General features: G+C 65.0%; 22 protein-coding genes. 5 read left to right on the forward strand and 17 right to left on the reverse strand.

Annotated elements, in window-relative coordinates:
* Positions 1-183 precede the first annotated feature (183 nt).
* Together GGD66_RS06205 and GGD66_RS06210 are read right to left on the reverse strand one after the other, a co-directional pair.
* Positions 184-753: a DUF177 domain-containing protein gene (locus tag GGD66_RS06205; protein WP_183257094.1), complete on the reverse strand. Its 570-nt coding sequence runs from the start codon at positions 751-753 to the stop codon at positions 184-186.
* The gene (locus GGD66_RS06210; RefSeq protein ID WP_183257095.1) at positions 750-1313 is read right to left on the reverse strand and encodes a ubiquinol-cytochrome C chaperone family protein; all 564 of its coding nucleotides are present in this window, start codon (positions 1311-1313) and stop codon (positions 750-752) included. The genes GGD66_RS06205 and GGD66_RS06210 overlap by 4 nt, the downstream gene beginning before the upstream one ends.
* A gap of 98 nt (positions 1314-1411) precedes the next feature.
* Between GGD66_RS06210 and GGD66_RS06215 the strand changes: the two genes are divergently transcribed.
* Both GGD66_RS06215 and GGD66_RS06220 read left to right on the forward strand, forming a co-directional pair.
* Positions 1412-1897, forward strand: coding sequence for an outer membrane protein assembly factor BamE (locus tag GGD66_RS06215; RefSeq protein ID WP_183257096.1), 486 nt, complete (start codon positions 1412-1414; stop codon positions 1895-1897).
* A gap of 218 nt (positions 1898-2115) precedes the next feature.
* Complete coding sequence (locus GGD66_RS06220) at positions 2116-3114, forward strand: tripartite tricarboxylate transporter substrate binding protein (protein ID WP_183257097.1); 999 nt, start codon at positions 2116-2118, stop codon at positions 3112-3114.
* Positions 3115-3286: 172 nt separating this feature from the next.
* On the opposite strand, the gene GGD66_RS06225 is transcribed toward GGD66_RS06220, so the two are convergent.
* The 12 genes from GGD66_RS06225 to GGD66_RS06280 form a co-directional block, all read right to left on the reverse strand.
* Positions 3287-5407, reverse strand: a complete 2121-nt coding sequence (locus tag GGD66_RS06225; protein ID WP_018320050.1) for a sodium-translocating pyrophosphatase — start codon at positions 5405-5407, stop codon at positions 3287-3289.
* Between the two features lie 234 nt (positions 5408-5641).
* Entirely contained in the window at positions 5642-6634 is a 993-nt protein-coding gene (thiL, locus tag GGD66_RS06230; RefSeq protein WP_183257098.1) for a thiamine-phosphate kinase, read from the reverse strand.
* Positions 6635-6809: 175 nt separating this feature from the next.
* Positions 6810-7307, reverse strand: a complete 498-nt coding sequence (gene nusB / locus GGD66_RS06235; protein WP_018320048.1) for a transcription antitermination factor NusB — start codon at positions 7305-7307, stop codon at positions 6810-6812.
* A 3-nt stretch (positions 7308-7310) separates the two neighbouring features.
* Positions 7311-7802 (reverse strand): 6,7-dimethyl-8-ribityllumazine synthase, encoded by a 492-nt coding sequence (gene ribH / locus GGD66_RS06240; protein ID WP_183257099.1) that lies wholly within the window; start codon positions 7800-7802, stop codon positions 7311-7313.
* 164 nt (positions 7803-7966) lie between these two features.
* The gene (locus tag GGD66_RS06245) at positions 7967-8587 is read right to left on the reverse strand and encodes a riboflavin synthase (RefSeq protein ID WP_183257100.1); all 621 of its coding nucleotides are present in this window, start codon (positions 8585-8587) and stop codon (positions 7967-7969) included.
* Positions 8587-9735 carry a bifunctional diaminohydroxyphosphoribosylaminopyrimidine deaminase/5-amino-6-(5-phosphoribosylamino)uracil reductase RibD gene (ribD, locus tag GGD66_RS06250; RefSeq protein WP_183257101.1) on the reverse strand — a complete coding sequence of 383 codons (1149 nt, stop codon included), beginning with the start codon at positions 9733-9735 and terminating at the stop codon, positions 8587-8589. Before ribD ends, GGD66_RS06245 begins: the two co-directional genes overlap by 1 nt.
* Entirely contained in the window at positions 9732-10214 is a 483-nt protein-coding gene (nrdR, locus tag GGD66_RS06255) for a transcriptional regulator NrdR (protein WP_011087793.1), read from the reverse strand. The genes ribD and nrdR overlap by 4 nt, the downstream gene beginning before the upstream one ends.
* 15 nt (positions 10215-10229) lie before the next feature.
* The gene (gene glyA, locus GGD66_RS06260) at positions 10230-11528 is read right to left on the reverse strand and encodes a serine hydroxymethyltransferase (protein WP_018320044.1); all 1299 of its coding nucleotides are present in this window, start codon (positions 11526-11528) and stop codon (positions 10230-10232) included.
* Positions 11529-11788: 260 nt separating this feature from the next.
* Positions 11789-12010, reverse strand: coding sequence for a hypothetical protein (locus GGD66_RS06265; protein ID WP_018320042.1), 222 nt, complete (start codon positions 12008-12010; stop codon positions 11789-11791).
* A gap of 55 nt (positions 12011-12065) precedes the next feature.
* Entirely contained in the window at positions 12066-12302 is a 237-nt protein-coding gene (locus GGD66_RS06270) for a hypothetical protein (protein WP_018320041.1), read from the reverse strand.
* A gap of 197 nt (positions 12303-12499) precedes the next feature.
* Complete coding sequence (gene ldtR / locus GGD66_RS06275) at positions 12500-13018, reverse strand: transcriptional regulator LdtR (RefSeq protein ID WP_018320040.1); 519 nt, start codon at positions 13016-13018, stop codon at positions 12500-12502.
* A gap of 523 nt (positions 13019-13541) precedes the next feature.
* Positions 13542-14042 carry a DUF6163 family protein gene (locus tag GGD66_RS06280; protein ID WP_018320039.1) on the reverse strand — a complete coding sequence of 167 codons (501 nt, stop codon included), beginning with the start codon at positions 14040-14042 and terminating at the stop codon, positions 13542-13544.
* A 151-nt stretch (positions 14043-14193) separates the two neighbouring features.
* Between GGD66_RS06280 and hemB the strand changes: the two genes are divergently transcribed.
* From hemB to GGD66_RS06295, 3 genes are all read left to right on the forward strand, one after another.
* Positions 14194-15255 (forward strand): porphobilinogen synthase, encoded by a 1062-nt coding sequence (gene hemB / locus GGD66_RS06285; protein ID WP_092257493.1) that lies wholly within the window; start codon positions 14194-14196, stop codon positions 15253-15255.
* A 262-nt stretch (positions 15256-15517) separates the two neighbouring features.
* On the forward strand, positions 15518-16060 hold the full coding sequence (locus tag GGD66_RS06290; RefSeq protein ID WP_183257102.1) for an RDD family protein: 543 nt from the start codon (positions 15518-15520) through the stop codon (positions 16058-16060).
* 122 nt (positions 16061-16182) lie between these two features.
* Entirely contained in the window at positions 16183-16959 is a 777-nt protein-coding gene (locus GGD66_RS06295; protein WP_018320036.1) for an arginyltransferase, read from the forward strand.
* A 35-nt stretch (positions 16960-16994) separates the two neighbouring features.
* Here GGD66_RS06295 and GGD66_RS06300 read toward each other — a convergent pair whose 3' ends face one another.
* The 3 genes from GGD66_RS06300 to GGD66_RS06310 form a co-directional block, all read right to left on the reverse strand.
* Positions 16995-18476 (reverse strand): Dyp-type peroxidase domain-containing protein, encoded by a 1482-nt coding sequence (locus GGD66_RS06300; protein WP_183257103.1) that lies wholly within the window; start codon positions 18474-18476, stop codon positions 16995-16997.
* Complete coding sequence (locus tag GGD66_RS06305; protein WP_246788769.1) at positions 18473-20197, reverse strand: hypothetical protein; 1725 nt, start codon at positions 20195-20197, stop codon at positions 18473-18475. Before GGD66_RS06305 ends, GGD66_RS06300 begins: the two co-directional genes overlap by 4 nt.
* Positions 20198-20301: 104 nt before the next feature.
* Positions 20302-21432, reverse strand: a complete 1131-nt coding sequence (locus tag GGD66_RS06310; protein ID WP_244550674.1) for a cytochrome P450 — start codon at positions 21430-21432, stop codon at positions 20302-20304.
* Between the last annotated feature and the right edge of the window lie 41 nt (positions 21433-21473).

The following is a 21473-nucleotide window of genomic DNA, read 5'->3' on the forward strand; positions in this document are numbered from 1 at the left end:
ATAGCGTTTTGTACCCCCGAAACAACCTCTTGCCCCCAGCCTTTTGCATCCGGGGCGATCCGGCCGCGAACTCCTGAATCTGCAAGAAATGCACTGAAATCAGCCAGATAAAGAAGGCTTTGAAACTATCCCGGCAAATGCCTCGCGCACCGCCGCAAGACGATCCCTGGGGGAAATGCCTGGCTATTGGCCCTTCTTGTTGTCCTGCAGCGCCTTCAGGGCCGCGAATGGATGGTCCTCCGGATCGGGGGCGGTGACCTCCGGCTCGAACACGACCCCCTCCTTGCGCGGATAGGGATCGATTGCCAGGAACAGGGCGTCGGTGGCGAGCCGGCCAAGGTCGATGATGCCACCCACGATCGCCTCGGGCGGGTCGGCGACCTCAGGCGGCGCCTCCTCGTCCTGCCCCTCGGCGATCAGGTCGGCCAGGCGGCGCGCCTCGGCCTCGGGGGCGAACACCAGGTCCACCTCCTCCTCGATCTCGCTTTCGATCGGATCGAGCGTGACCACGCAGGTCTGGCCGATTCGGGCCCGGACGCTGCCGGTCACCTGGACCCGGCCGCCACTCCTGGGCACCACGTCGAAGTCGGCCTGGGCGGACAGGATCTCGCGGAGGCCGGCGACCTCCGCCATGGCCTGCCGCTCGACGGCCGAGGCCTCGAGCTTGCGATGCAGACCGGTGTCGGGGATTTGCGCGACGATGACGGGGGCCCGCCAGGGATCGGGCTCGGATCCGGTATTGGGTCGGCTCATGGCGTGTCGCCCTCGAGAAGCGCTGGAGGAAACCTGAAGGAGGCGCGCAGCAGCGCGGCCTCGTCGGCCCGGCCGAGATCGGTCTCGGTGGCCCGGGCATAGGCCGCGAGCCGCCTCGCCTGGTCCGGGCCGGTCCCATTCAAGATATTCTTGCAGATCGCCTCTGCCAGGGCCTCGCCGCCGGCCTCGATGGCCTGGTCATAGGCCTGCACGCGGCCGTAAAACGCCTCGCCGAACGCCCGCATCCGCTTCGGCACGGTCTGGTCGCCGACCCCCATCTCGCGCAGATTGTCGTCCATGTCCTCGCAGAAGCGGTCGAACAGCGCCTGCGACAGCTCCGAGGCTCCTGCGGTGGTGCCCTGGACCGTACGCAGGCGCCGCAGCAGCAGCCACAGATGCAGCAGCAACAGGTCGAAACGCCCGTTAACCGTATCGGGCACGCCCAAGTCGCGGTAAAATATGGGTTCTCGCGCCTGCGTCACGATCATGCCATAGATGGCTTCAATGGTGCCCGACGGGGTTAGCCGGGGTTTCCTGAAGTGATTGAACGGCCAAAGCATTGTGGTTTCCGCAAGCGGGCGCGCGCGAGTTGCATTCAGACGCCCAGCCCGGTACTTCAGCGCCTCGCGCGACGCAAGGGGACGGAATCAGTTCCGCTATGACGACAACGAACCAGATCAGCCTGCGCGCGGGTACGCGGCGCGGCCTTCACGCACGCTGGCGCGGCTTGCGCATGCTCGCCGCCGTCGCCCTGGTCGGCGCCGCGCTCACGGGCTGCACCGGCGAGCAATTCCAGAAGGGTTATATCCTGCCGCCCGGTGCGCTGGAGCAGATTCCGATCGGCGCGAGCCAGGACCAGGTGCTGATCGTGATGGGCACGCCCTCCACGGTGGCGACCCTCGACGGCGAAGTGTTCTACTACATCTCCCAGCGCTCGGAGCGCATGGTCGCCTTCATGAACCAGAAGGTGGTCGACCAGCGCGTCATCGCGATCTATTTCGACAAGAACCGGCGCGTGCGGCGCCTCGCGAATTACGGCCTGCAGGACGGCAAGATTTTCGACTTCATCAGCCGCACCACGCCGACGTCGGGCCAGGAGATGGGCTACCTCACGCCGCTGTTCAAGCTGCTCAGCTTTAACTGAGCCCCGGAGCGTTTTCGGGCGAAGCCGGCGACCGGCTCGCTTCAGGAAAAAGCTTCAAGACAAGCACCCAAAACGCCTTCCAATTCCGCCGGAAGGTATATGCCCCTCGCCTGCGGCGTCGTGCCGCCCTCCGCGCGGCACTGACCGCAGCGCGCGACTTGCCGTCGCATCTGCGGTTTCCTACGCTCCCTGCAAAGAAAGAAGCAGGGAGTGGATTCGTGCCTAAGACTTTGTCCCGACGTCGCGTGCTCACCGGTGTGGCCGGCCTTTCGGCCGCAGCGATCCTGCCGCGATCGAGCCTTGCCGACTGGAAGCCGACCGAAAACGTCCGCCTCGTGGTGCCGGCTGCGGCCGGCGGTTCGACCGACGTGTTGGGTCGGCTCCTGGCCGCGCATCTGCAAACCGCCTGGGGTCAGTCGGCCGTCGTGGAAAACCGCTCGGGCGGCGGCGGCACCATCGGCACCGCCGAGGTGGTTCGTGCCAAGCCCGATGGCCACACCATCCTGGTCGGCAATCCCGGTCCGAACGCGATCGCCTACAGCATCTTCAAGAATCTGACCTACAAGCCGGACCAGCTCCAGCCGGTCTCCAACATGATCCGGATCCCGAACATCGTGTCGGCGCATCCGAAGACCGGCATCAAGTCGGTCGCCGAGCTGATCGCCTTTCTCAAGGCCAATCCGGACAAGCTCAGCTACGCCTCCTCCGGTGTCGGCCAGAGCCCTCACCTCACCGGCGCCTGGTTCCTCCAGCTCACCGGCCTCAAGATGACGCACATCCCGTTCCGTGGCGCCGGACCCGCGCTCCAGGCGGCGCTGGCGGGCGACATCCAGATCCTGTTCGACAACCTCTATCCGAGCCTGCCGCAGGTGCAGAACGGCACGCTCAACGGCCTCTGCGTCACCACCACCGAGCGCAGCGACCTTGCGAAAGACCTGCCGACCATGCGCGAGAGCGCGCCGGAGCTGGCGAATTTCGACGTCTCGTCGTGGTTCTCGGTCTTCCTGCCGAAGGGCGTCTCGCCCGAGGTGCTGAACGCGCTCAATCTCCAGGTCAAGGCGATGCTGGAGCGCGACGACATCAAGAAGCAGATCGCGGCCATGGGCGCCCGCGCCGACTACGGCACGCCCGAGCAGTTCGCCGCCTTCGTGGATGCCGAGACGAAGAAGTTCGCCGGCATCATCCAGAAGGAAGGGCTGCAGATGGACGTGCAGTGACGCACGGCCGCGATCTGTAAGGCGGATTAGCGAAAGCGTAATCCGCCTTCGATGCGGTTCGGGCGATGGCGGATTGCGCTTCGCTAATCCGCCCTACGCACTGTCACTACAAACAAAAACCCCGCGGCTCGCACCGCGGGGTTTTGCCTTGTCTTGTCTCGTCTCTCGCCGCTTAGTGCGCCAGGATCGCCAGCAGCAGCAGGGCCACGATGTTGGTGATCTTGATCATCGGGTTCACCGCGGGACCCGCCGTGTCCTTGTAGGGATCGCCGACGGTATCGCCGGTCACCGCCGACTTGTGGGCGTCAGAGCCCTTGCCGCCGAAATGACCGTCCTCGATGTACTTCTTGGCGTTGTCCCAGGCGCCGCCGCCCGAGGTCATGGAGATCGCGACGAACAGGCCCGTCACGATGACGCCGAGCAGCATGGCACCGACGGCGGAGAACGCCGCCGACTTGCCGGCCACGCCGCCGCCCGCGATCGCGTAGATCAGGAAGTAGACGACGATCGGTGACAGCACCGGAAGCAGCGAGGGGATGATCATCTCCTTGATCGCCGCCCGGGTCAGCAGGTCGACCGCCTTGCCGTAATCCGGCTTGTCGGTGCCCTGCATGATGCCCGGCTTCTCGCGGAACTGACGCCGGACCTCCTCGACGATCGCGCCGGCGGCACGGCCCACCGCGGTCATGCCCATCGCGCCGAACAGATACGGCAGCAGGCCGCCGAACAGCAGACCCACCACCACATACGGGTTGTTGAGCGAGAAGTCCGGATTGACGCCGGCGAAGTAGGGATGGCGCGCGGAGTCTGCAACGAAGAACTTGAGGTCCTGGTTGTAGGCCGCAAACAGCACGAGCGCACCGAGACCGGCCGAGCCGATCGCGTAGCCCTTGGTGACCGCCTTGGTGGTGTTGCCGACCGCGTCGAGCGCGTCGGTCGACTTGCGCACCTCCTTCGGCAGGCCCGCCATCTCGGCGATGCCGCCCGCGTTGTCGGTGACGGGGCCGAACGCGTCGAGCGCGACGACCATGCCGGCCAGCGCCAGCATGGTGGCAGTCGCGATCGCGATGCCGAACAGGCCGGCGAGGCTATAGGTGACCAGGATGCCGGCGATGATCACGATCGCGGGGAGCGCGGTCGCTTCCATCGAGACGGCAAGGCCCTGGATCACGTTGGTGCCGTGGCCGGTCACCGAGGCCTGGGCGATTGACTTCACCGGCCGATAGTCGGTGCCGGTGTAGTATTCGGTGATCCAGATGATCAGCGCGGTGACGACGAGGCCGACCACGCCGCATTGGAACAGCGCCATGCCGGTATAGTCGACGCCATCGAGCTTGCCGAAGCCGATCAGGTAGTAGATCACCAGCGCGATGCCGATCAGCGACAGGACGCCGGTTGCGATCAGGCCCTTGTAGAGCGCACCCATGATCGACTGGCTCGGCCCGAGCTTGACGAAGAAGGTGCCGATGATCGAGGTGATGATGCAGATGCCGCCGATCGCGAGCGGCAGCGTCATCATGTTGGCGAGGATCGGCGTCTTGGCGAAGAAGATCGCGGCGAGCACCATGGTGGCGACCGCGGTCACCGCATAGGTCTCGAACAAATCGGCAGCCATGCCGGCGCAATCGCCGACATTGTCGCCGACGTTGTCGGCGATGGTGGCCGGGTTGCGCGGATCGTCCTCGGGAATGCCGGCCTCGACCTTGCCGACGAGGTCGCCGCCGACGTCCGCACCCTTGGTGAAGATGCCGCCGCCGAGACGGGCGAAGATCGAGATCAGCGAGGCGCCGAAGCCGAGCGCCACCATGGCGTCGATGACGGTACGGCTGTCAGGCGCAAGCTTCAGCGAATGCACCAGGAAGCCGAAATAGAGCGTCACGCCGAGCAATGCCAGACCCGCGACCAGGAGGCCGGTGATCGCGCCGGCCTTGAAGGCCAGCTCGAGGCCGCCGGCGAGCGAGGTGGTCGCGGCTTGCGCGGTGCGCACGTTGGCGCGGACCGAGACATTCATGCCGATGAAGCCGGCCGCCCCCGACAGGACGGCGCCGATCAGAAAGCCGATGGCGACGTAGATTCCGAGGAAATAGACAAGCAAGAGGAAGATGACCACGCCGACGATGCCGATCGTCGTGTACTGGCGCCGCAGATACGCCTGTGCACCCTCAGCGACCGCTCCCGCGATCTCCTGCATGCGCGGCGACCCCGCATCCGCGCTTAACACCGAAGACGTCGCCCAAATCGCGTAGACGACGGAAAGCACTCCGCAGAGCACTATCAACCATAATGCTGTCATGTGATTTTTGCCTCAGATCCTTGATGTACCCCCGGCGCCTTTTGTTGTCCGTCGAGCGGTGCGGCGCCTTGATTTCGAACAAAGCCGCCCCTTGCCCAAAAGGGGCGGCCTTAGTCGGTAGCAAGCTTGCCAAAATCAAATTGAGGGTGCAACGCCGGATAAGGCCGAAAACGCCGATCTCGGCAGGTATTTAGGCCAAGTGCAGCGAACTAAGATGCCGGTTTGGAGCAATTCCTAGAAGTGGCTGTAGGACAGCCGCTTCAAAACCAATTCCTGGCCCTGCCCGTCCAGGAAACGCGGCCCCTGCTTGCCCGCGACGATCGTGCCGATCGCGGTGACGGCAAGGCCGGCCGCCCGCCCCGCGGCCATCAGCGCATCGCCCTGCGCCGGCGGGACGGTGCACAGCACCTCGTAGTCGTCGCCCCCCGCAAGCAGCGTCTCGACGCAAACCACGTTGCGGGCAACCAGGCTTGCTGCCGCGGCCGAAAGCGGCACGCTCGTTACGTCGACCGTGGCCGAGACCCCGGACGCCGCACAGAGTTTGGTCAGATCGCCGGCGAGCCCGTCGGAGACGTCCATCGCTGCGGTCGCATGATCGCGCACGGCCCGTGCCAACGGGTTGCGCGGTTGCGGCACGCGATAGCGTGAGATCAGGGCTTCCCTTGCAGCGGGATCGGTCGTGAGCGCAGCCGCGGCAGCACCGCCCGTGAGCACGTCGAGGCCGAGCGCAGCGTCGCCGATCGTGCCGCTCACCAGGATGCGATCGCCTGGCCTCGCGCCGGTCCGGCCGACCATCCGCCCCTGCGGCACGCGGCCAAAGGCCGTGATCGAGATCATCTGCGGGCCCGGCGTCGAGACCGTGTCGCCGCCGAGCAGCGGACAAGCGAATTCCTTTGCATCCTCGCCCAGCGCGTCCGCAAAGGGCCGGAGCCAGGCATCCTCCTGGCTCCGCAGCGCCAGTGTCAGCACGAATCCCGCCGGCGTCGCGCCCTTGGCGGCGAGATCGGACAGGTTCACCCGCAGCGCCTTGCGCGCGATGGTGTCAGGGGGATCGGTGGCAAGATAGTGCACGCCTTCGACGACGGCGTCAGTGGTGACGACGATGTCGTCGCCGGACGACGACAGCACCGCCGCGTCATCTACCAGACCGAACGCACCGGGATCGGTCGCCAGCGGCTTGAAATAGTGCGCGATGAGGGAGTCTTCGGGGGAGGGATTGTTTGCCATCAGCGTCAGCCACACCCACCGCTGTCATCGCCCGGCTCGACCGGGCGATCCAGTATTCCAGAGACGATCGTGTGACATCGACAGGCCGCGGCGCACTGGATCACCCGCCTTCGCGGGTGATGACAGCGGAGTATGGGGCAGCCGTCTCGCATGAATTAACCGCCCTCGCCGTAAATTACCCCCGCCCGAACTCGTCGCCGCGAAACTGGCGGCCGATCTGGTCGAGCACGGCGTTGACCATGCCGGTCTCCTCGCGGTCGACGAAGGCGTTGGCGACGTCGACATATTCGGAGACGACGACGCGGCCCGGCACGTCCTTGCGGTGCTCCAGCTCATAGGCCCCTGCCCGCAGCACCGCGCGCAGGATCGCCTCGATCCGCTTCAAGGGCCAGCCCTTCGACAGCGCCTCGTCGATCAGGGGATCGAGCTTCTTCTGGTCGCGCACGACGCCCGAGACGACGTCGCGGAAGAAAGCCGCTTCGGCCGGCAGGTAGGTGTCGCCCTCGACCTCATTGCCGAGCCAATGGCTCTCGAACTCGGCAAAGATGTCGTTGATGCCGGCGCCGGCAATATCCATCTGGTACAGCGCCTGCACGGCCGCGAGCCGCGCCGCGCCGCGCCGGTTTGCCTTCTTCTCGTTAAGCCCTGCCGGCTTCTTGGTGGGATCAGCCATGGCTCAGGCCCGCGCCATGCGGCGTTTGATGCGCAGCATCGCAAGCGCCGCACGCGCGGCATCGCCGCCCTTGTTGAGCTCGCTGGCGCGCGCCCGCGCCCAGGCCTGCGCCTCATTATTGACGGTGAGGATGCCGTTGCCGAGCGGCAGCTTTCGCGCCACGGCAAGATCCATCAGCGCGCGCGAGGATTCCTGCGACACGATCTCGAAGTGAATGGTGTCGCCGCGGATCACGCAGCCGAGCGCGATCACAGCGTCATAGGGCTTGCCGCTCGCCGCCGCCGCGTCGATGGCGATGGCCACCGCGGCCGGAATCTCCAGCGCGCCGGGAACCGTGATGACGTCGTGGGTCAGGCCCGCCGCCTTCAGCTCGGCGATCGCGCCGTCCAGAAGCGCGTCCTGGAGATCGTCATAGAACCGCGCCTCGACAATCAGCGCGCGCGCGCCGGAAATGTCAGTCTGGTCCTTCAGGGGTGCGCGCCGCGCGTCTGCCATCGTCTCAATCCGTTTACTGGGGCCGGCGCGTTATGTAGTCGCCGCAGGCACGTAAGCCAAGTTTTAAAGACACTGTCATTCCGGGGCGATGCGAAGCATCAAACCCGGAATCTCGAGATTCCGGGCCTGGTCCTGCGGACCATCCCGGAATGACGGCTCTGCCGTCACTTCATTTCCGTCAACCGCGCCGCATAGCGGGCCATCAAGTCGACCTCGATATTGACCTCGTCCCCCGCCTTCCAGCCACCGATCGTCGTGACCGAGAGCGTGTGCGGGATGATCAGCACCGAAAAAGTCACGTCCTTGACCGTATTGACCGTGAGCGAGACGCCGTCGAGCGTGATCGAGCCCTTGGTCGCGATGAACCGCGCCAGCTCCCGCGTGGTCGAGAGCTCGAACCGCGCCATATCGGGCAGATCCTCGCGGCTGACGAGGGTCGCGATACCGTCGGCGTGGCCGGCGACGATATGCCCGCCGAGCTCGTCACCGATCTTGAGCGCGCGCTCGAGGTTGAGCCTGGTGCCGACCTTCCAGTGCTTGGCCGTCGTGAGTGCCAGCGTCTCCGCCGCAGCATCGACGTCATACCAGGTCCTTTGGGAGTCCTTGCCGCCTGCGACGCCGGACGCAACCACAGTCAGGCACACGCCGTTGCTGGCGATCGAGGCGCCGTCGGCGATGGTGGTCTGATCGTAGCGGCAGGCGATGCGCAGCCGGTGCAGCTGGCCCTGTGCCACGGGCGTGAAGCTGATGATCTCGCCGATATCGGTGACAATGCCGGTGAACATTACGCGCGCTCGTAGATGGTGAGAGTATCCTTGTCGAATGTTTCGCTAGCATGAACCTTGTAGGCCTGCGACTGCGTGATTTTCGACAGGGGCAATGCATCGAGCGCATCGACGCCGCCACTGCCGACCGCTTCCGCGCCGCGGAACAGCCAGATTTCGTCGACGAGGTCGGCCGCGACGAACGAAGCCGCAACGCGGCTGCCGCCCTCGACCATCAGGCGGGTGATGCCCTTCCCGGCCAGCGCATGCAGTGCGGCCGGCAAATCGAGCCCGGAGGCGCTTGCCGGCGGGACGCGGATCACTTGCGCGCCAGTCGCGCCGAGACGTGTTGCTGCCGCGGCTTCCGCAAGGTCGCAGCCCATCACCCAGAGCGGCGTCTCGCGCGCGGAGGCCACAAGCTTGCTCGCCCCGGGAATACGCAGGCTCTGGTCGAGCACCACGCGCACCGGCGAGCGTGCCGCCATGCCCGGCAGCCGGCAGGTGAGAAGCGGATCGTCCACCAGCACCGTGCCGATGCCGACCAGGATGGCATCACTCTGCGCGCGCAGGAGATGCACGCGATTGCGCGTCGCCTCCCCCGTGATCGCGACCGGCTTGCCGCCGGCGGCGCCAATCTTGCCGTCGGGCGAGACCGCGAGCTTCAGGATCACATGCGGGCGCTTGTCCCGGATGCGGCGGAAATGCCCGGCATGGTCGAAGGCGGCTTCCGCCGCGCACAGGCCCACGTCCACATTGATCCCGGCCGCGCGCAGCCGCGCGTGCCCCTGCCCCGCGACCTCAGGATTGGGATCCTCGATCGCCGCCACCACCCGCTTGATGCCGGCCGCGATCACCGCGTCGGCGCAAGGCGGCGACTTGCCGAAATGCGAGCAAGGCTCGAGCGTGACGTAGAGCGTGGCGCCGCGTGCGGCTTCACCTGCGCGCCGCAGGGCTTCGGGCTCGCCATGCGGCCGTCCGCCTGGCTGGGTCCAGCCGCGGCCGACGATGACACCGTCCTTGACGACGACGGCGCCCACGGCCGGGTTAGGCCAGGTGCGTCCCTGCCCGCGGCGTCCAAGCGCCAGCGCCAGCTGCATGAAACGAAGATCGGCGTCCTTGGCCTCGCGCGCCTTCTGCGCGAACTGATCCTCCAGGATGCGGAAGATCATTTGCGGATCGCGGCGAGCCGCGCTTCCTCCTCACCGGAGAGCTCGCCGAGCACGTCGGCGAAATCCTTGGCCTCGCGGAAATTGCGGTAGACCGAGGCGAAGCGCACATAGGCAACGTCGTCGAGGGTGCGCAGATGCTCCATCACGGTCTCGCCGATCACCTCGGAGGAGATCTCGGCCTCGCCTCCGGTCTCGAGCTCGCGCACGATAGTGGAGACCATCTTCTCCACCCGCTCCGGCTCGACCTGCCGCTTGCGCAAAGAGATCTGCACCGAGCGCATCAGCTTGTCGCGGTCGAACGGCACGCGGCGGCCGTTGCGCTTGATCACCGTGAGCTCGCGCAATTGCACGCGCTCGAAGGTGGTGAAGCGGAAATTGCAGGCGACGCACACGCGCCGCCTGCGGATCACGGAAGAGTCCTCGGTCGGACGCGAGTCCTTTACCTGCGTATCGAGACTGTTGCAGTTCGGACAGCGCATCCGCGTGACCCAGCCTTACTGATAGATCGGGAACCGATCGGTGAGCGCCTTGACGCGTTCCTTGATCGCGGCTTCCACCAGCGGCGCCTTGCCGTCGTCCGACTGCGCGATCGCGTTGAGGACCTCGGCGATCATGCCGCCGACCTGCTGGAATTCCGCGACGCCGAAGCCACGGGTGGTCGCCGCCGGCGTGCCCAGACGAATACCGGAGGTCACAAACGGCGACTCGGGGTCGAATGGAATGCCGTTCTTGTTGCAGGTGATGGCGGCGCGGACCAGCGCCTTCTCCGAGGCGTTGCCCTTAAGGCCCTTCGGCCTGAGATCGACCAGCATCAGATGGTTGTCGGTGCCGCCGGAAACGATGTCGAAGCCATGGCTCTTCATCGCCTCGGCCAGCGCCTTGGCGTTCTCGACGACGTTCTTGGCATAAACCTTGAAGTCCGGACGCAGCGCCTCGCCGAAGGCGACCGCCTTGGCCGCGATCACGTGCATCAGGGGGCCGCCCTGCAGCCCCGGGAAGATCGCCGAGTTGAACTTCTTGGTCAGCGTCTCGTCATTCCACAGCATCAGGCCGCCGCGCGGACCGCGCAGCGATTTGTGCGTCGTCGTCGTGGTGATATGGGCATGCGGCACGGGCGAGGCGTGCACGCCGCCGGCGACGAGGCCCGCGAAGTGCGCCATGTCGACCAGGAGGTACGCGCCGACGCTGTCCGCGATCTCGCGGAAGCGCTTGAAGTCCCAGGCGCGCGAATAGGCCGAGCCGCCGGCGACGATCAGCTTCGGCTTGACCTGTTCGGCCTGCTTGGCAACCGCATCCATGTCGATGATCTGGTCCTCGCGGCGCACGGTGTAGTGCGCGGCCTTGAACCACTTGCCGCTCATGTTGACGGGCGAGCCGTGGGTGAGATGGCCGCCCGCCGCGAGGTCAAGACCCATAAAGGTGTCGCCGGGCTGCAGCAGCGCCAGGAACACCGCCTGGTTCATCTGGCTGCCGGAGTTCGGCTGCACGTTGGCGAATTTGGCGCCGAACAGCTTCTTGGCGCGGTCGATCGCGAGGTTCTCGGCGACGTCGACCCACTCACAACCGCCGTAGTAGCGCGCGCCGGGATAGCCTTCCGCGTATTTGTTGGTCATCACCGAACCCTGCGCTTCCAGCACGGCCCGGCTGACGATGTTCTCGGAGGCGATCAGCTCGACCTCATGGCGCTGCCGGCCGAGCTCGCCCTTGATGGCGGCGGCGATTTCCGGGTCGGCCTGCTCGAGCGGAGCGGTGAAAAACGAATCGGGCGCGGAGGCGGTTTTGGGTGCGGTCATCTTGCGAATATCTCCACCGCCGCAGCCTTTTGGCGGGCTACGGGCGGTCTGGTGTGGCGATCGGAAGCGGCGAGCGCGATCTACCACATCGCCCGCAACAGGCCAAGCATTTGCGGGTCGGGCCTGATATTTATGCAAGATATGGTGGAGGGTGGCGGTTTTCGGCACTTGGGCCGGCTCTGGAGAGCCGCCCGTCCACCCCTCCCGAATGGGGCCGCTTTGGGCCCTAACTCCTCACCCGTGGAGCCGCCGGCTGCCTGTCACAGCCCGGTATACCCCGCCTTCACCGGGTCCACGCTGCCGTCGAGCTGGCGCAGATACGTCAGGCCGCAGACCGTCAACCGGTGGGTGTCCTTCTCGCCCGCTTCCATCAGGATGTTGAGATAGTTCGTGACCTTCTCCCTCGCCTCCTCGCTGGCCGCGGCGGTGCGGTTGGCGAGCAGGTCATAGGTCTGCATGATGCGGTCGATGGCGGCTTCCATGGCACCCTCTGGTTCGTGCGATATTCTGGGTTCGTCGGTATTTTGGGACTGTTGATCAGGCAACCGCGCGGGCCTCGGCCTGCGCCTGGAACCGGGCGATCGCCGTGTTGGCGAGCCGGATCTTGTTGAACTCCCCGTTCTGGAGCAGCTTGATGATGATCCCGAGCAGGCGTTCGTCGGTGACGAGCGTATCGGGGATCGCGCCGGAACGGCGAAGGTAGTTCGCGGCGATGGCGTAGGCCTCGCTCACGAGTTCCACGTTCATCGCCTGCAGCCCGCGCTCGACCAGCATCGACCTTTCTCCGATCCGAAGGAGATAAGCGCCAGGCCCGGAACTGGTTCCTCGGGTCGCAAAATTTTCTTCGCAGGTGCAAAATGCAAAACGCACCGGTCCGGGGCAACTCCGGGCCGGCGCGCTGGGGAAGTTAGGCACGTTCGGGCGGCTTGCCGGTCTTGTTGCGGGCCGGCTTGGCCTTATCCCTTGGAAACTCAGAGCCGATACAGGATCTGGTCGGTCCAGAACCGCTCGAGGCGGTGCAGTGACTTGTTGAGGGTCGAGAATTCCTCGCCCGAGATGCCGCCGACCTGCTCCACCGTCTTGACGTGCTTCTGGTAGAGCGCATCGACGATGCGGCGGACTTCCTGGCCCTGCGGGGTCAGGCGAATGCGGACCGAGCGGCGATCAACGCGCGAGCGCTGATGGTCGAGGAAGCCGAGCTCGACGAGCTTCTTCAGATTGTAGGAGACGTTGGAGCCGAGATAGTAACCGCGCGTGCGCAGCTCGCCCGCGGTCAGCTCCTTGTCGCCGATGTTGTAGAGCAGGAGAGCCTGCACCGAGTTGATGTCCGCGCGGCCGCGGCGATCGAACTCGTCCTTGATCACGTCGAGGAGCCGGCGATGCAGCCGCTCCACCAGAGTCAAAGCTTCCAGATAGAGCGACTGCACCGAACCCTGCTGGCCGGAGACGCGCTCTGCGGTATCTGCCGCAGTTGCGACGGCTTTCATCATGACACTTCCCCTGTTGTCGTTTTTATCGACACTTATTCGACGAAACTTGTGTCCCGTCTGATAGGTGCAACTTAAGGGGCTCGTTTGAAGATCGGCTTAAATAAGAGAATAAAGAGATCATGAATTTAAGACAGTGAATTGCGGATTAAGCCTGTGCCACAAGCACTTTTCGAAAGCCTCTGTTGACCTTCGCAAGGTCCTGTTCACCCTCCGTCCGCTGCAACTGTCGCATTCCAGAACAGCCCCGCTCCGTTTCGAAACGGGCGCGTAACGGCTGTGGCGGAACCGGCTGGTCAACGAAAACTTACCGCAAATTTTAGGCAACCAACGGTCAACCAATCCGGCACAACTCCGCTAACGCCACTCTCGTGTCCCGGACAAGCGAAGCGCAGATCCGGGACCCAGAGGGCCACAAACGAGATCGCGGAGAGATGGGCCCCGGCTCTGCAACGCATCACGCCGTAAGCGCGGCGCGCTGCGTTGCATCCGGGGCACGAGAGTGTGCCTTGTGATCGTCTGATCGCTACGGCGGCCGTTCGCGCGCGGCCATCCAGGCGAGCGCGAGATATGCGGCGAGCATGAAGGCTTCGACGCCGACGACGATCAGGCTGCCGCCGTAGATGCCCGGGAACATCAGCTCGATCACCGCCATCGACACCACGGTGGTGAGCCACACCACGGCGCCCCACGGCGTTGCCAGCCACAGGCCGACCGCGGCGACGAGCTCGATCACCGCGAAGTAGACGGTCGCGGCCTGCCAGGCCATCGACTGGTTCTCGAACGCCTCGTCCTCGCCGCCGACGAAGCCCGTCACCTGCGCCCAGTGATAGAGGCCCTTCAGGATCGAGAGCAGCGCCATCACCCGCAGGAACAGCACGAGGCGGCGCGTCCAGACATTGTCATCGGACTCCGAGCGCTCCGACGAGATCGCAGCCACCGACATCGCGCTGTCTCTGGCGCTGTCTCTGACGGCGTCCCTGGGGCTGCCGTCACGGGCCGCATCGCGGGTGGAAATCTCGGACATGGCCCCCTTCTGGCTGCTTCGGACTGCAAAATCAATCGGCGCCCAAGCTCGACTGCCAAGGTCAGCTCAATTCTGCCTTGCGGCAGGTCAAGCCGCGGTGGCGGGAACCATGCGAGCTGGTATAAGAATAATTCCAGCCGGAGGAAGAGTGATGGCGATCAAATACGGACGTCCGATCGAATTGCGCGAGGTTTCGCGCCGCGAGGGAGCGGCGGTGCCCCATGCCCTCGATCTGACCGTCCGCCCGCGCCGCAACCGCAAGGCCGAATGGGCCCGGCGGATGGTGCGCGAGAACGTCCTCACCACCGATGATCTGATCTGGCCGCTGTTCCTGATCGACGGCCACAACAAGCGCGAGCAGGTTGCCTCGATGCCCGGCGTCGAGCGCCTCAGCGTCGACCAGGCCGTGCGCGAGGCCGAGCGCGCCATGAAGCTCACCATCCCCTGCCTCGCGCTGTTTCCCTACACCGAGCCGTCTTTGCGCGACGAGGAAGGCTCCGAAGCGACCAACCCGAACAATCTGGTCTGCCAGGCGGTGCGCGCGATCAAGAAGGAGTTTCCGGAGATCGGCATTCTCTGCGACGTCGCGCTCGACCCCTTCACCAGCCACGGCCATGACGGCCTGATCTCGGACGGCAGGATCCTCAATGACGAGACGGTCGCCGTGCTGGTGCGTCAGGCGCTGGTGCAGGCCGAAGCCGGCTGCGACATCATCGCGCCCTCCGACATGATGGACGGCCGCGTCGCCGCGATCCGCGAGGGGCTGGACCGCACCGGCCTGCTCGACGTGCAGATCATGGCCTACGCCGCGAAATACGCCTCCGCCTTCTACGGCCCGTTCCGCGACGCCATCGGTTCGGCCAAGACGCTGACCGGCGACAAGCGCACCTATCAGATGGACAGCGCCAACACCGACGAAGCGCTACGCGAGGTCGAGCTCGACATCGCTGAAGGCGCCGACATGGTGATGGTGAAGCCCGGAATGCCCTATCTCGATGTCGTCCGCCGCGTGAAGGACACGTTTGCGATGCCGACCTTCGCCTACCAGGTCTCGGGCGAATACGCGATGATCGCAGCCGCCGCCAACAACGGCTGGCTCGACGGCGAGCGCGCCATGATGGAAAGCCTGCTCGCCTTCAAGCGCGCCGGCGCCGACGGCGTGCTGAGCTACTTTGCGCCGAAGGCGGCGGAGAAGCTGCGCGCGCAGGGATAAGGTGACGTAGGGTGGGCAAAGCGAAGCGTGCCCACCAATCCATCCATCGTGCAAGATAGCGGGCAATGGTGGGCACGGCGCTACGCGCCTTTGCCCACCTTCCGGCACCGGTGTCCTGCGCGCGAGCGCCGCGCCCCATCCGCCCCCGAATCGCCGGAATATTTCGCCTTGTTAACGTCCCTGCGCCCTTGGCAGGGGAAGAGCCTGTTCCCATGTCCTGCCTTGAGGGTTTTCCTTCTGTTTCCCTCTGGGAGGACGGATCATGTCGTACGACTCGGGCAATTCGGGCGCCTGGCGCAATGACGGCGGCGCGCAGCCGCACGCCTACGACCCTGACCTGCATCCGGAATTGTTTCGCGGTGTCGCGACGCGGCGAGCGTTCGCCTTCCTGATCGACATGGTCATCGTCTCAGTGCCGGTGATCCTCGGCTATGTCTTCATCTTCGTATTCGGCGTGGTCACCCTCGGCTTTGGCTTTCTCCTGTTCGGGATCGCCTGGCCGGCCTCCGTGGTCTGGGCGATCGTCTATTACGGCGCCTGCATTGGCGGTCCCTCGTCCGCAACGATCGGCATGCGGCTGATGGATCTGGAGCTACGCACCTGGTACGGCGCACCCGGTTACTTCGTGCTCGGCGCCACCCATGCCGTGCTGTTCTATGTGACGGTCTGCTTCCTGACGCCTTTCGTCGTGCTGCTCGGCCTGTTCAACGGCCGCCGGCGCTTACTGCACGATTTCGTGCTGGGAACGGTCGTGATCAACAATTCCGTCCGCGCGCCGGTGCCGCAGGCGGCAAGGACCTGGTGATCAACCGCCTACTAACCGGGATCCACTAAGGTGACTGCTGACCTGACCTGCCGAGCTGACCAATTGACCGGGGGCTTCCGTAGCGCGATGCTGATACTCACTTTGGAGGCCCACGACGTCCCTTGACCCAGCACTCGCGCGATACCCCCCAATTTTACCTTACGGCGCCGTCCCCCTGCCCGTATCTGCCGGGTCGGCATGAGCGCAAGGTGTTCACGCACCTCGTGGGAGAGCGCGCCGGTGACCTCAACGACCTCCTGACCCATGGCGGCTTCCGCCGTAGCCAGTCGATCGCCTACCGGCCGGCCTGCGACCAGTGCCGCGCCTGCGTCTCGGTCCGGGTCATCGCCAACGAGTTCCGCCCCTCCCGCAACTTCCGCAAGGTGATGGCGCGCAACGCCGACATCATCGGCGAGCAGCGCAGCGCGGTGCCGACCTCCGAGCAATATTCGGTGTTCCGGGCCTATCTCGACGCCCGCCACCGCCATGGCGGCATGGCCGACATGACCGTGCTCGACTACGCCATGATGGTTGAGGACAGCCATGTCGAGACCCGCATCATCGAATACCGCAAGCGCGGCCCCGACAGCGGCATCACCGGCCGCGGCGAGGAGCTGATCGCGGTCGCACTCACCGATGTGCTCAGCGACGGCCTGTCGATGGTCTATTCATTCTTCGAGCCGGGCCAGGTCAGCCGCTCGATGGGCACCTTCATGATCCTCGACCACATCGCCCGCGCCCGTCGGCAAGGGTTGCCTTACGTCTATCTCGGCTACTGGATCGAGGGCTCGAAGAAGATGGACTACAAGGCCCGCTTCCTGCCGCAGCAGCGCCTCGCGCCTTCGGGCTGGCTGCGCATCGACGCGCAGGGCGACGCGGCGTCCGAGCCGCAGGATTAACCCTCAAGATTGACCCTTCGGCCTCGCGCCGGCTTTCAGGGCGCCAAGGCTGCGACGGCCTCCGGGCCGACCGCTTTGGAAATGCCCTCGCGGCCGAGGATGAAATTGAGCGCAGAGATTCCGGGAAGGAAGAAATAGCCTCCCCCCAGCGTCCGCGTAAAAGCAGCCAGCGACACTTCCTCGCCGCTTGCCAATCCCGGCATGGAGAAGCTCCTGGTGGCAGCGGGCTTGCCGACGAGAGGGTCGTCCTGGTCGTTGAGGCAGACGAACCGGGGATTTCGCAACCAGCGCTGGTAGATGAACTCGAACTGCCGCTCGAGATCGGCGTTGCACGCGATGAAGAAGATGCCCTTGCGCGGCTTATCGTTCGCAACCTCCTCGCGATAGGGCCGACCTCGGCGCAGCAGCCGGTGCAGCTTGACCGACTTGATGCTCGATTGCACGTCGATGCCGAGCGTATCCCTCGGATTGACCCGGCGGATATGGGCTCCCTTCGGACAGCCAAAGCCGTTCGCGTCGTCGACACGAAAGCGAAATGCATCGGCTTTCGAATCCGAAATCGAAACGTCGGGATCGCCCTGCCACGACAATGGCTTTCCATTCTTTCGACGGCCCATCACCTTCTCGCAGACGGCCTGGCCGTAGACCGCTTCAAATTTCGCGAACGCGTCGACATCCTGCTCAATCTGGCGAACCGCGAGATAGGTTCCGTTCAGCGCGAAGCGGCCGCTCGTATACGTGGCATCGCCCGGCCATCGCTTGACGTTGGGGCAATAGGTCAGCTCGTCATATTCGTTGCGATAGCCCAGAATGAATTCCCCCGGGGCGACGACGCGATCCTCGTACAGGATGCCGGCATCCCGCCTGATCTTCCTGCGCTCGGCGCCGCGCTCTTCCCTAAGCTCGCTGATCACAGGCTGCGCGAGGCCATCGCGAAACCCGAAGGACTCGTACAATCTCTCTTCTTCGTCGCCCGCCTTCTGCTGGAAGGCGCAGGGATCGTTGTCGATCTTGATGACATCGAACACGTTGGGATCAAGATCCAGTTCTGCTGACTTCTCCGGCGCGCTCGCCATCTCGGCAGCGCTCCGTCGCATTCTCCATTCGCCAACCAGGACATGCACGGGGTCGCCGGCACCGCCTTCAACATCGGACCAGCGCCATTCTCGCGGGCTGTCCCTCAACAGCAACGCGCGCAGGTCGCAGCCCATGCCGCTGCTGAACGGGGACGGGAACGGATGCGCAGCAGTCTCGTCGCATCCGAGCTTTGCCAGCCCCAAATAGCTGAAAGCGATCGCGACGGCATCGTCGACGGGGTGGGTCCTCGATTTCCTGACGTCGGCGGCACTGACGACCAGCTTCTTGTCGACGAGCCCTGCGAGCCACGCCCGGGCATCGTCCTCGCGGCCCGCCTTGATCGTCAGCAGCCAGAAGCGGCTGGTCTTCAACCAGCCAAAGCCGCTTCCGAGCATTCCCTGAATGTCCTCGAGCTGTTCGGAGAGATGCGAAGCCTTCATGTTTCGATCGCCCTCATGATGAAGTCGTCGTTCCTGTCGTTGCGCTCGCCGAACAGGGCATCGCGCAGCCCGGTCGCGAGGTCGATCTCCTCGATCGTCGCTTTGCACGCGTCGAAGCGATACATGTGCGGAAGCATGCTGTCGCGGGCGTAGGACTTGAATTTCAACTCGCACTTCACACCGCGAAAAAGCACGAAACGCGTCGGCGGAAAATCGCGCGGCACCTTGATGTCCGGCTGCCCGACCGCCGCCGATCCCCGCGGCCTCAGCGTCGTCCATCGCCAGGCCAACGTAGTCCCGATCGTCGCGCCGTTGATGAAATCGTCGAGGTAACCGCCGAAATTGCCGTCATAGTTCGAGCAGAATAGAAAGCGCCGGCCGTCCTCGATAATGTGCCAATGGCCGAAATGGATACCCGGTGCATCACCGAGCCGCCCCTCGGTGAAGAACACCCGCCCAAAGAAGGTCACGACACGCAGGGACACACGGATCCACCAGGCACTCCATCCGTTCGGGCTGCGGATATCAGTCAGGCTGACCATGTGCGCGGTCCCACTGGCCAACAGCGCTTCGCACTGGTCGATTGACGGATGAACCTGCTGGGCCCGGGCAACATCGTCTTCGTAGGGATGGAAGAACCACTTGCTCAAGGCCTCAAACCGGCGATTGATCCAGGAGAAGAAGGTCCCGATGCAGAGCAGCGCGACGATCGCAAGCACGCCGAAGAGGGCGAGCTCCCATCCCGGAACCCGCGCAGTCAAAGCCGTGATCCCTTCCATGATCGGCTTGGGATAGAAGACGAAGACTACCGCGCACACCAAAATGGCAACGAGCAACGGCACGACCACGATCCAGCCGACCACACGGGTGGAGAATGACGACCACGTCTCGGTCGGCCGTTCGAGTTCGCGGCGGACGCTGTCCACCCATCGCCGCCAGGGCGCGAACAGGGCCGGCAGCGCGACCAGGAGCAGCCACCCCAGGAACAGCAGCGCGACAAAGGCGAGAAGCGCCCTGACGCTCGCCCACACGATCTCCATGCTCACAGTGCTTATGACGTCCACCACGGACTGCATCGGGGGATAGGATGCGCCGACGAACCAGGTGATCGCGCCGAACAATCCTTTCGGCAGCGCGCCCACGAGCCAGACCAGGGCCAGCCACAAGCCGAAAATCGTGAGCCCATAGCCGACCTTTGCCGAGATGCTCGCACCCTTCCCGCGCCAATAGGACCGCGGTGCAGGCTGCATCGCCCAGTCGAAGCGCGGGTCCTGGAATGCCCGCTGCGCCAGCGCAAGCGCGAACGATGCACGGTCATCGCCGTACATGGCTCTCAACTTGCGTCCCTCGTCCCGGGTCCATATCAGGAGGTCATGCTCCTTCCTGATCTGGCGGGCCGTTCGGTCGCGAGGACCGACGAAACCGCCATCGGCGAGACTGAGCCACCCGATCAGCTTGTCGAACAATTGTCCGTTGCGCGCGCTCACCAGCGGAGGCCCGCCGCCGGGCCAGTAAGAGCTGAAGAGCGACCACATCGCGCCGCTGGGATGATGGACCAGCCTGTACAGCATGTCCTTGGGATCGATGCCTTCCTCGACGGCAAGCTCGAGCATCAGCGACGGCGCCTGCTCCTGTGCATCCGTGCGCGCCGGCAACAGTGCGATGGACGCGAATTGAATGACCGCAACATCCTCAAACAGTGCATTCAGCGCGGACTGCATGTCTCCCGAGTCGGAAAAATCCACCGCGCCGCGCCAGCCTGGCGCAATGATGCAGATCATCTGCTGACGGACCATTTTGAGCATGGACTGTCCTTCCCAATCCGTCAGACGAAGTTCACGCGCATGCGGGACATCAATGGGCCGTCATAGGCGATGGCCTTGCCCTCGCCCCGCGTGAGCCGCAGCTCGGGCAGGATCAGCAGACCAATGAGCGCACTTGTCAGGATCTCGACCGCGTAATCCTTGGCGGGACATTGGCGGGTGCCGTACCCGAACATCAGCCAGCGCAAATCCTGATGCGGCCCCCAATTGCGGGCGGGACAGAACTGACGGCTCTTCTTGACCACCCTGGAATCGAACAGGGCGGCGATCGACCAGATTGCCATCTTGCCGCCAGCGGAGCACGGCGCGTTGTGCCGCGCCCCGGTCTCGAATTCCGTATCGCGCGGCACGTCGCGCGCGAGCAGCGGAAAGATGGGCCGAAAGCGCATCAGCTCGAGCACGTGCTCGCGCACCAGATCGCGGAACTTGGCGTCTTGCCAAACGCGGGCCGGCCCGAGCCGCTCGGCTTCCGCCCGCAAGGCCCGGTGAACCCCGGAGCGCCCGAGCAACTCCTGCACGGCCAGCGCCCCCGACTGCACCGTGACCGGATGCGAAATCCAGGCAAGACCGGCGGCATTCCGCGTGATGGCGCTGGCGGTGCTGTGGACACCCCAAGCCTGTTCGATGTCGCGGCTCACGGCGGCGATACGTGCCCGCAACGCATCCGAGCAAAGTTCTGCCCGTCGCTGGACCCTCAGCGTCGCAGTGCTTCCGGCAAGGAGCTGGCCTGCGACATATCTGATTTCCAGGAGATATTGCCGTTGCAGCCCGGGGTCGTTGAAATTGCCATGCGCGCCCGCGACCACCTTGCCCGTTGCCGCCCCGAACAGCGGATCCATCGCTCGAAACACGATCCACATCAGGTAGTCGTCAATGAGGTCGAACGACTTGTTCGTGCCGAGTTGCCCAAGCTGCTCGACGCGTCGCTGAACCTCCTGATCGGCCGCGGCCGGCAAGCTCGCAGCCAGCAAAGCCAACCGGGCATCGAGCAGACGCCGGTCGTCGTGGTAGGTAGGGCCCGGATCCATGCCAATCAGGTAATCGCCGGCGGCCAGATTGGCCGCATGGGCAGAGTTCGAGAAACTCTGCGGCCTGGTCAGGACACTCTTGACCGCACTGGCGCGCGCCGCCATGCCGAACCAGCCCCCCGCAAACGGCCAAAGCCGAAACAGGG

Source organism: Bradyrhizobium sp. CIR48 (assembly GCF_014198315.1).
GTDB lineage: Bacteria > Pseudomonadota > Alphaproteobacteria > Rhizobiales > Xanthobacteraceae > Bradyrhizobium.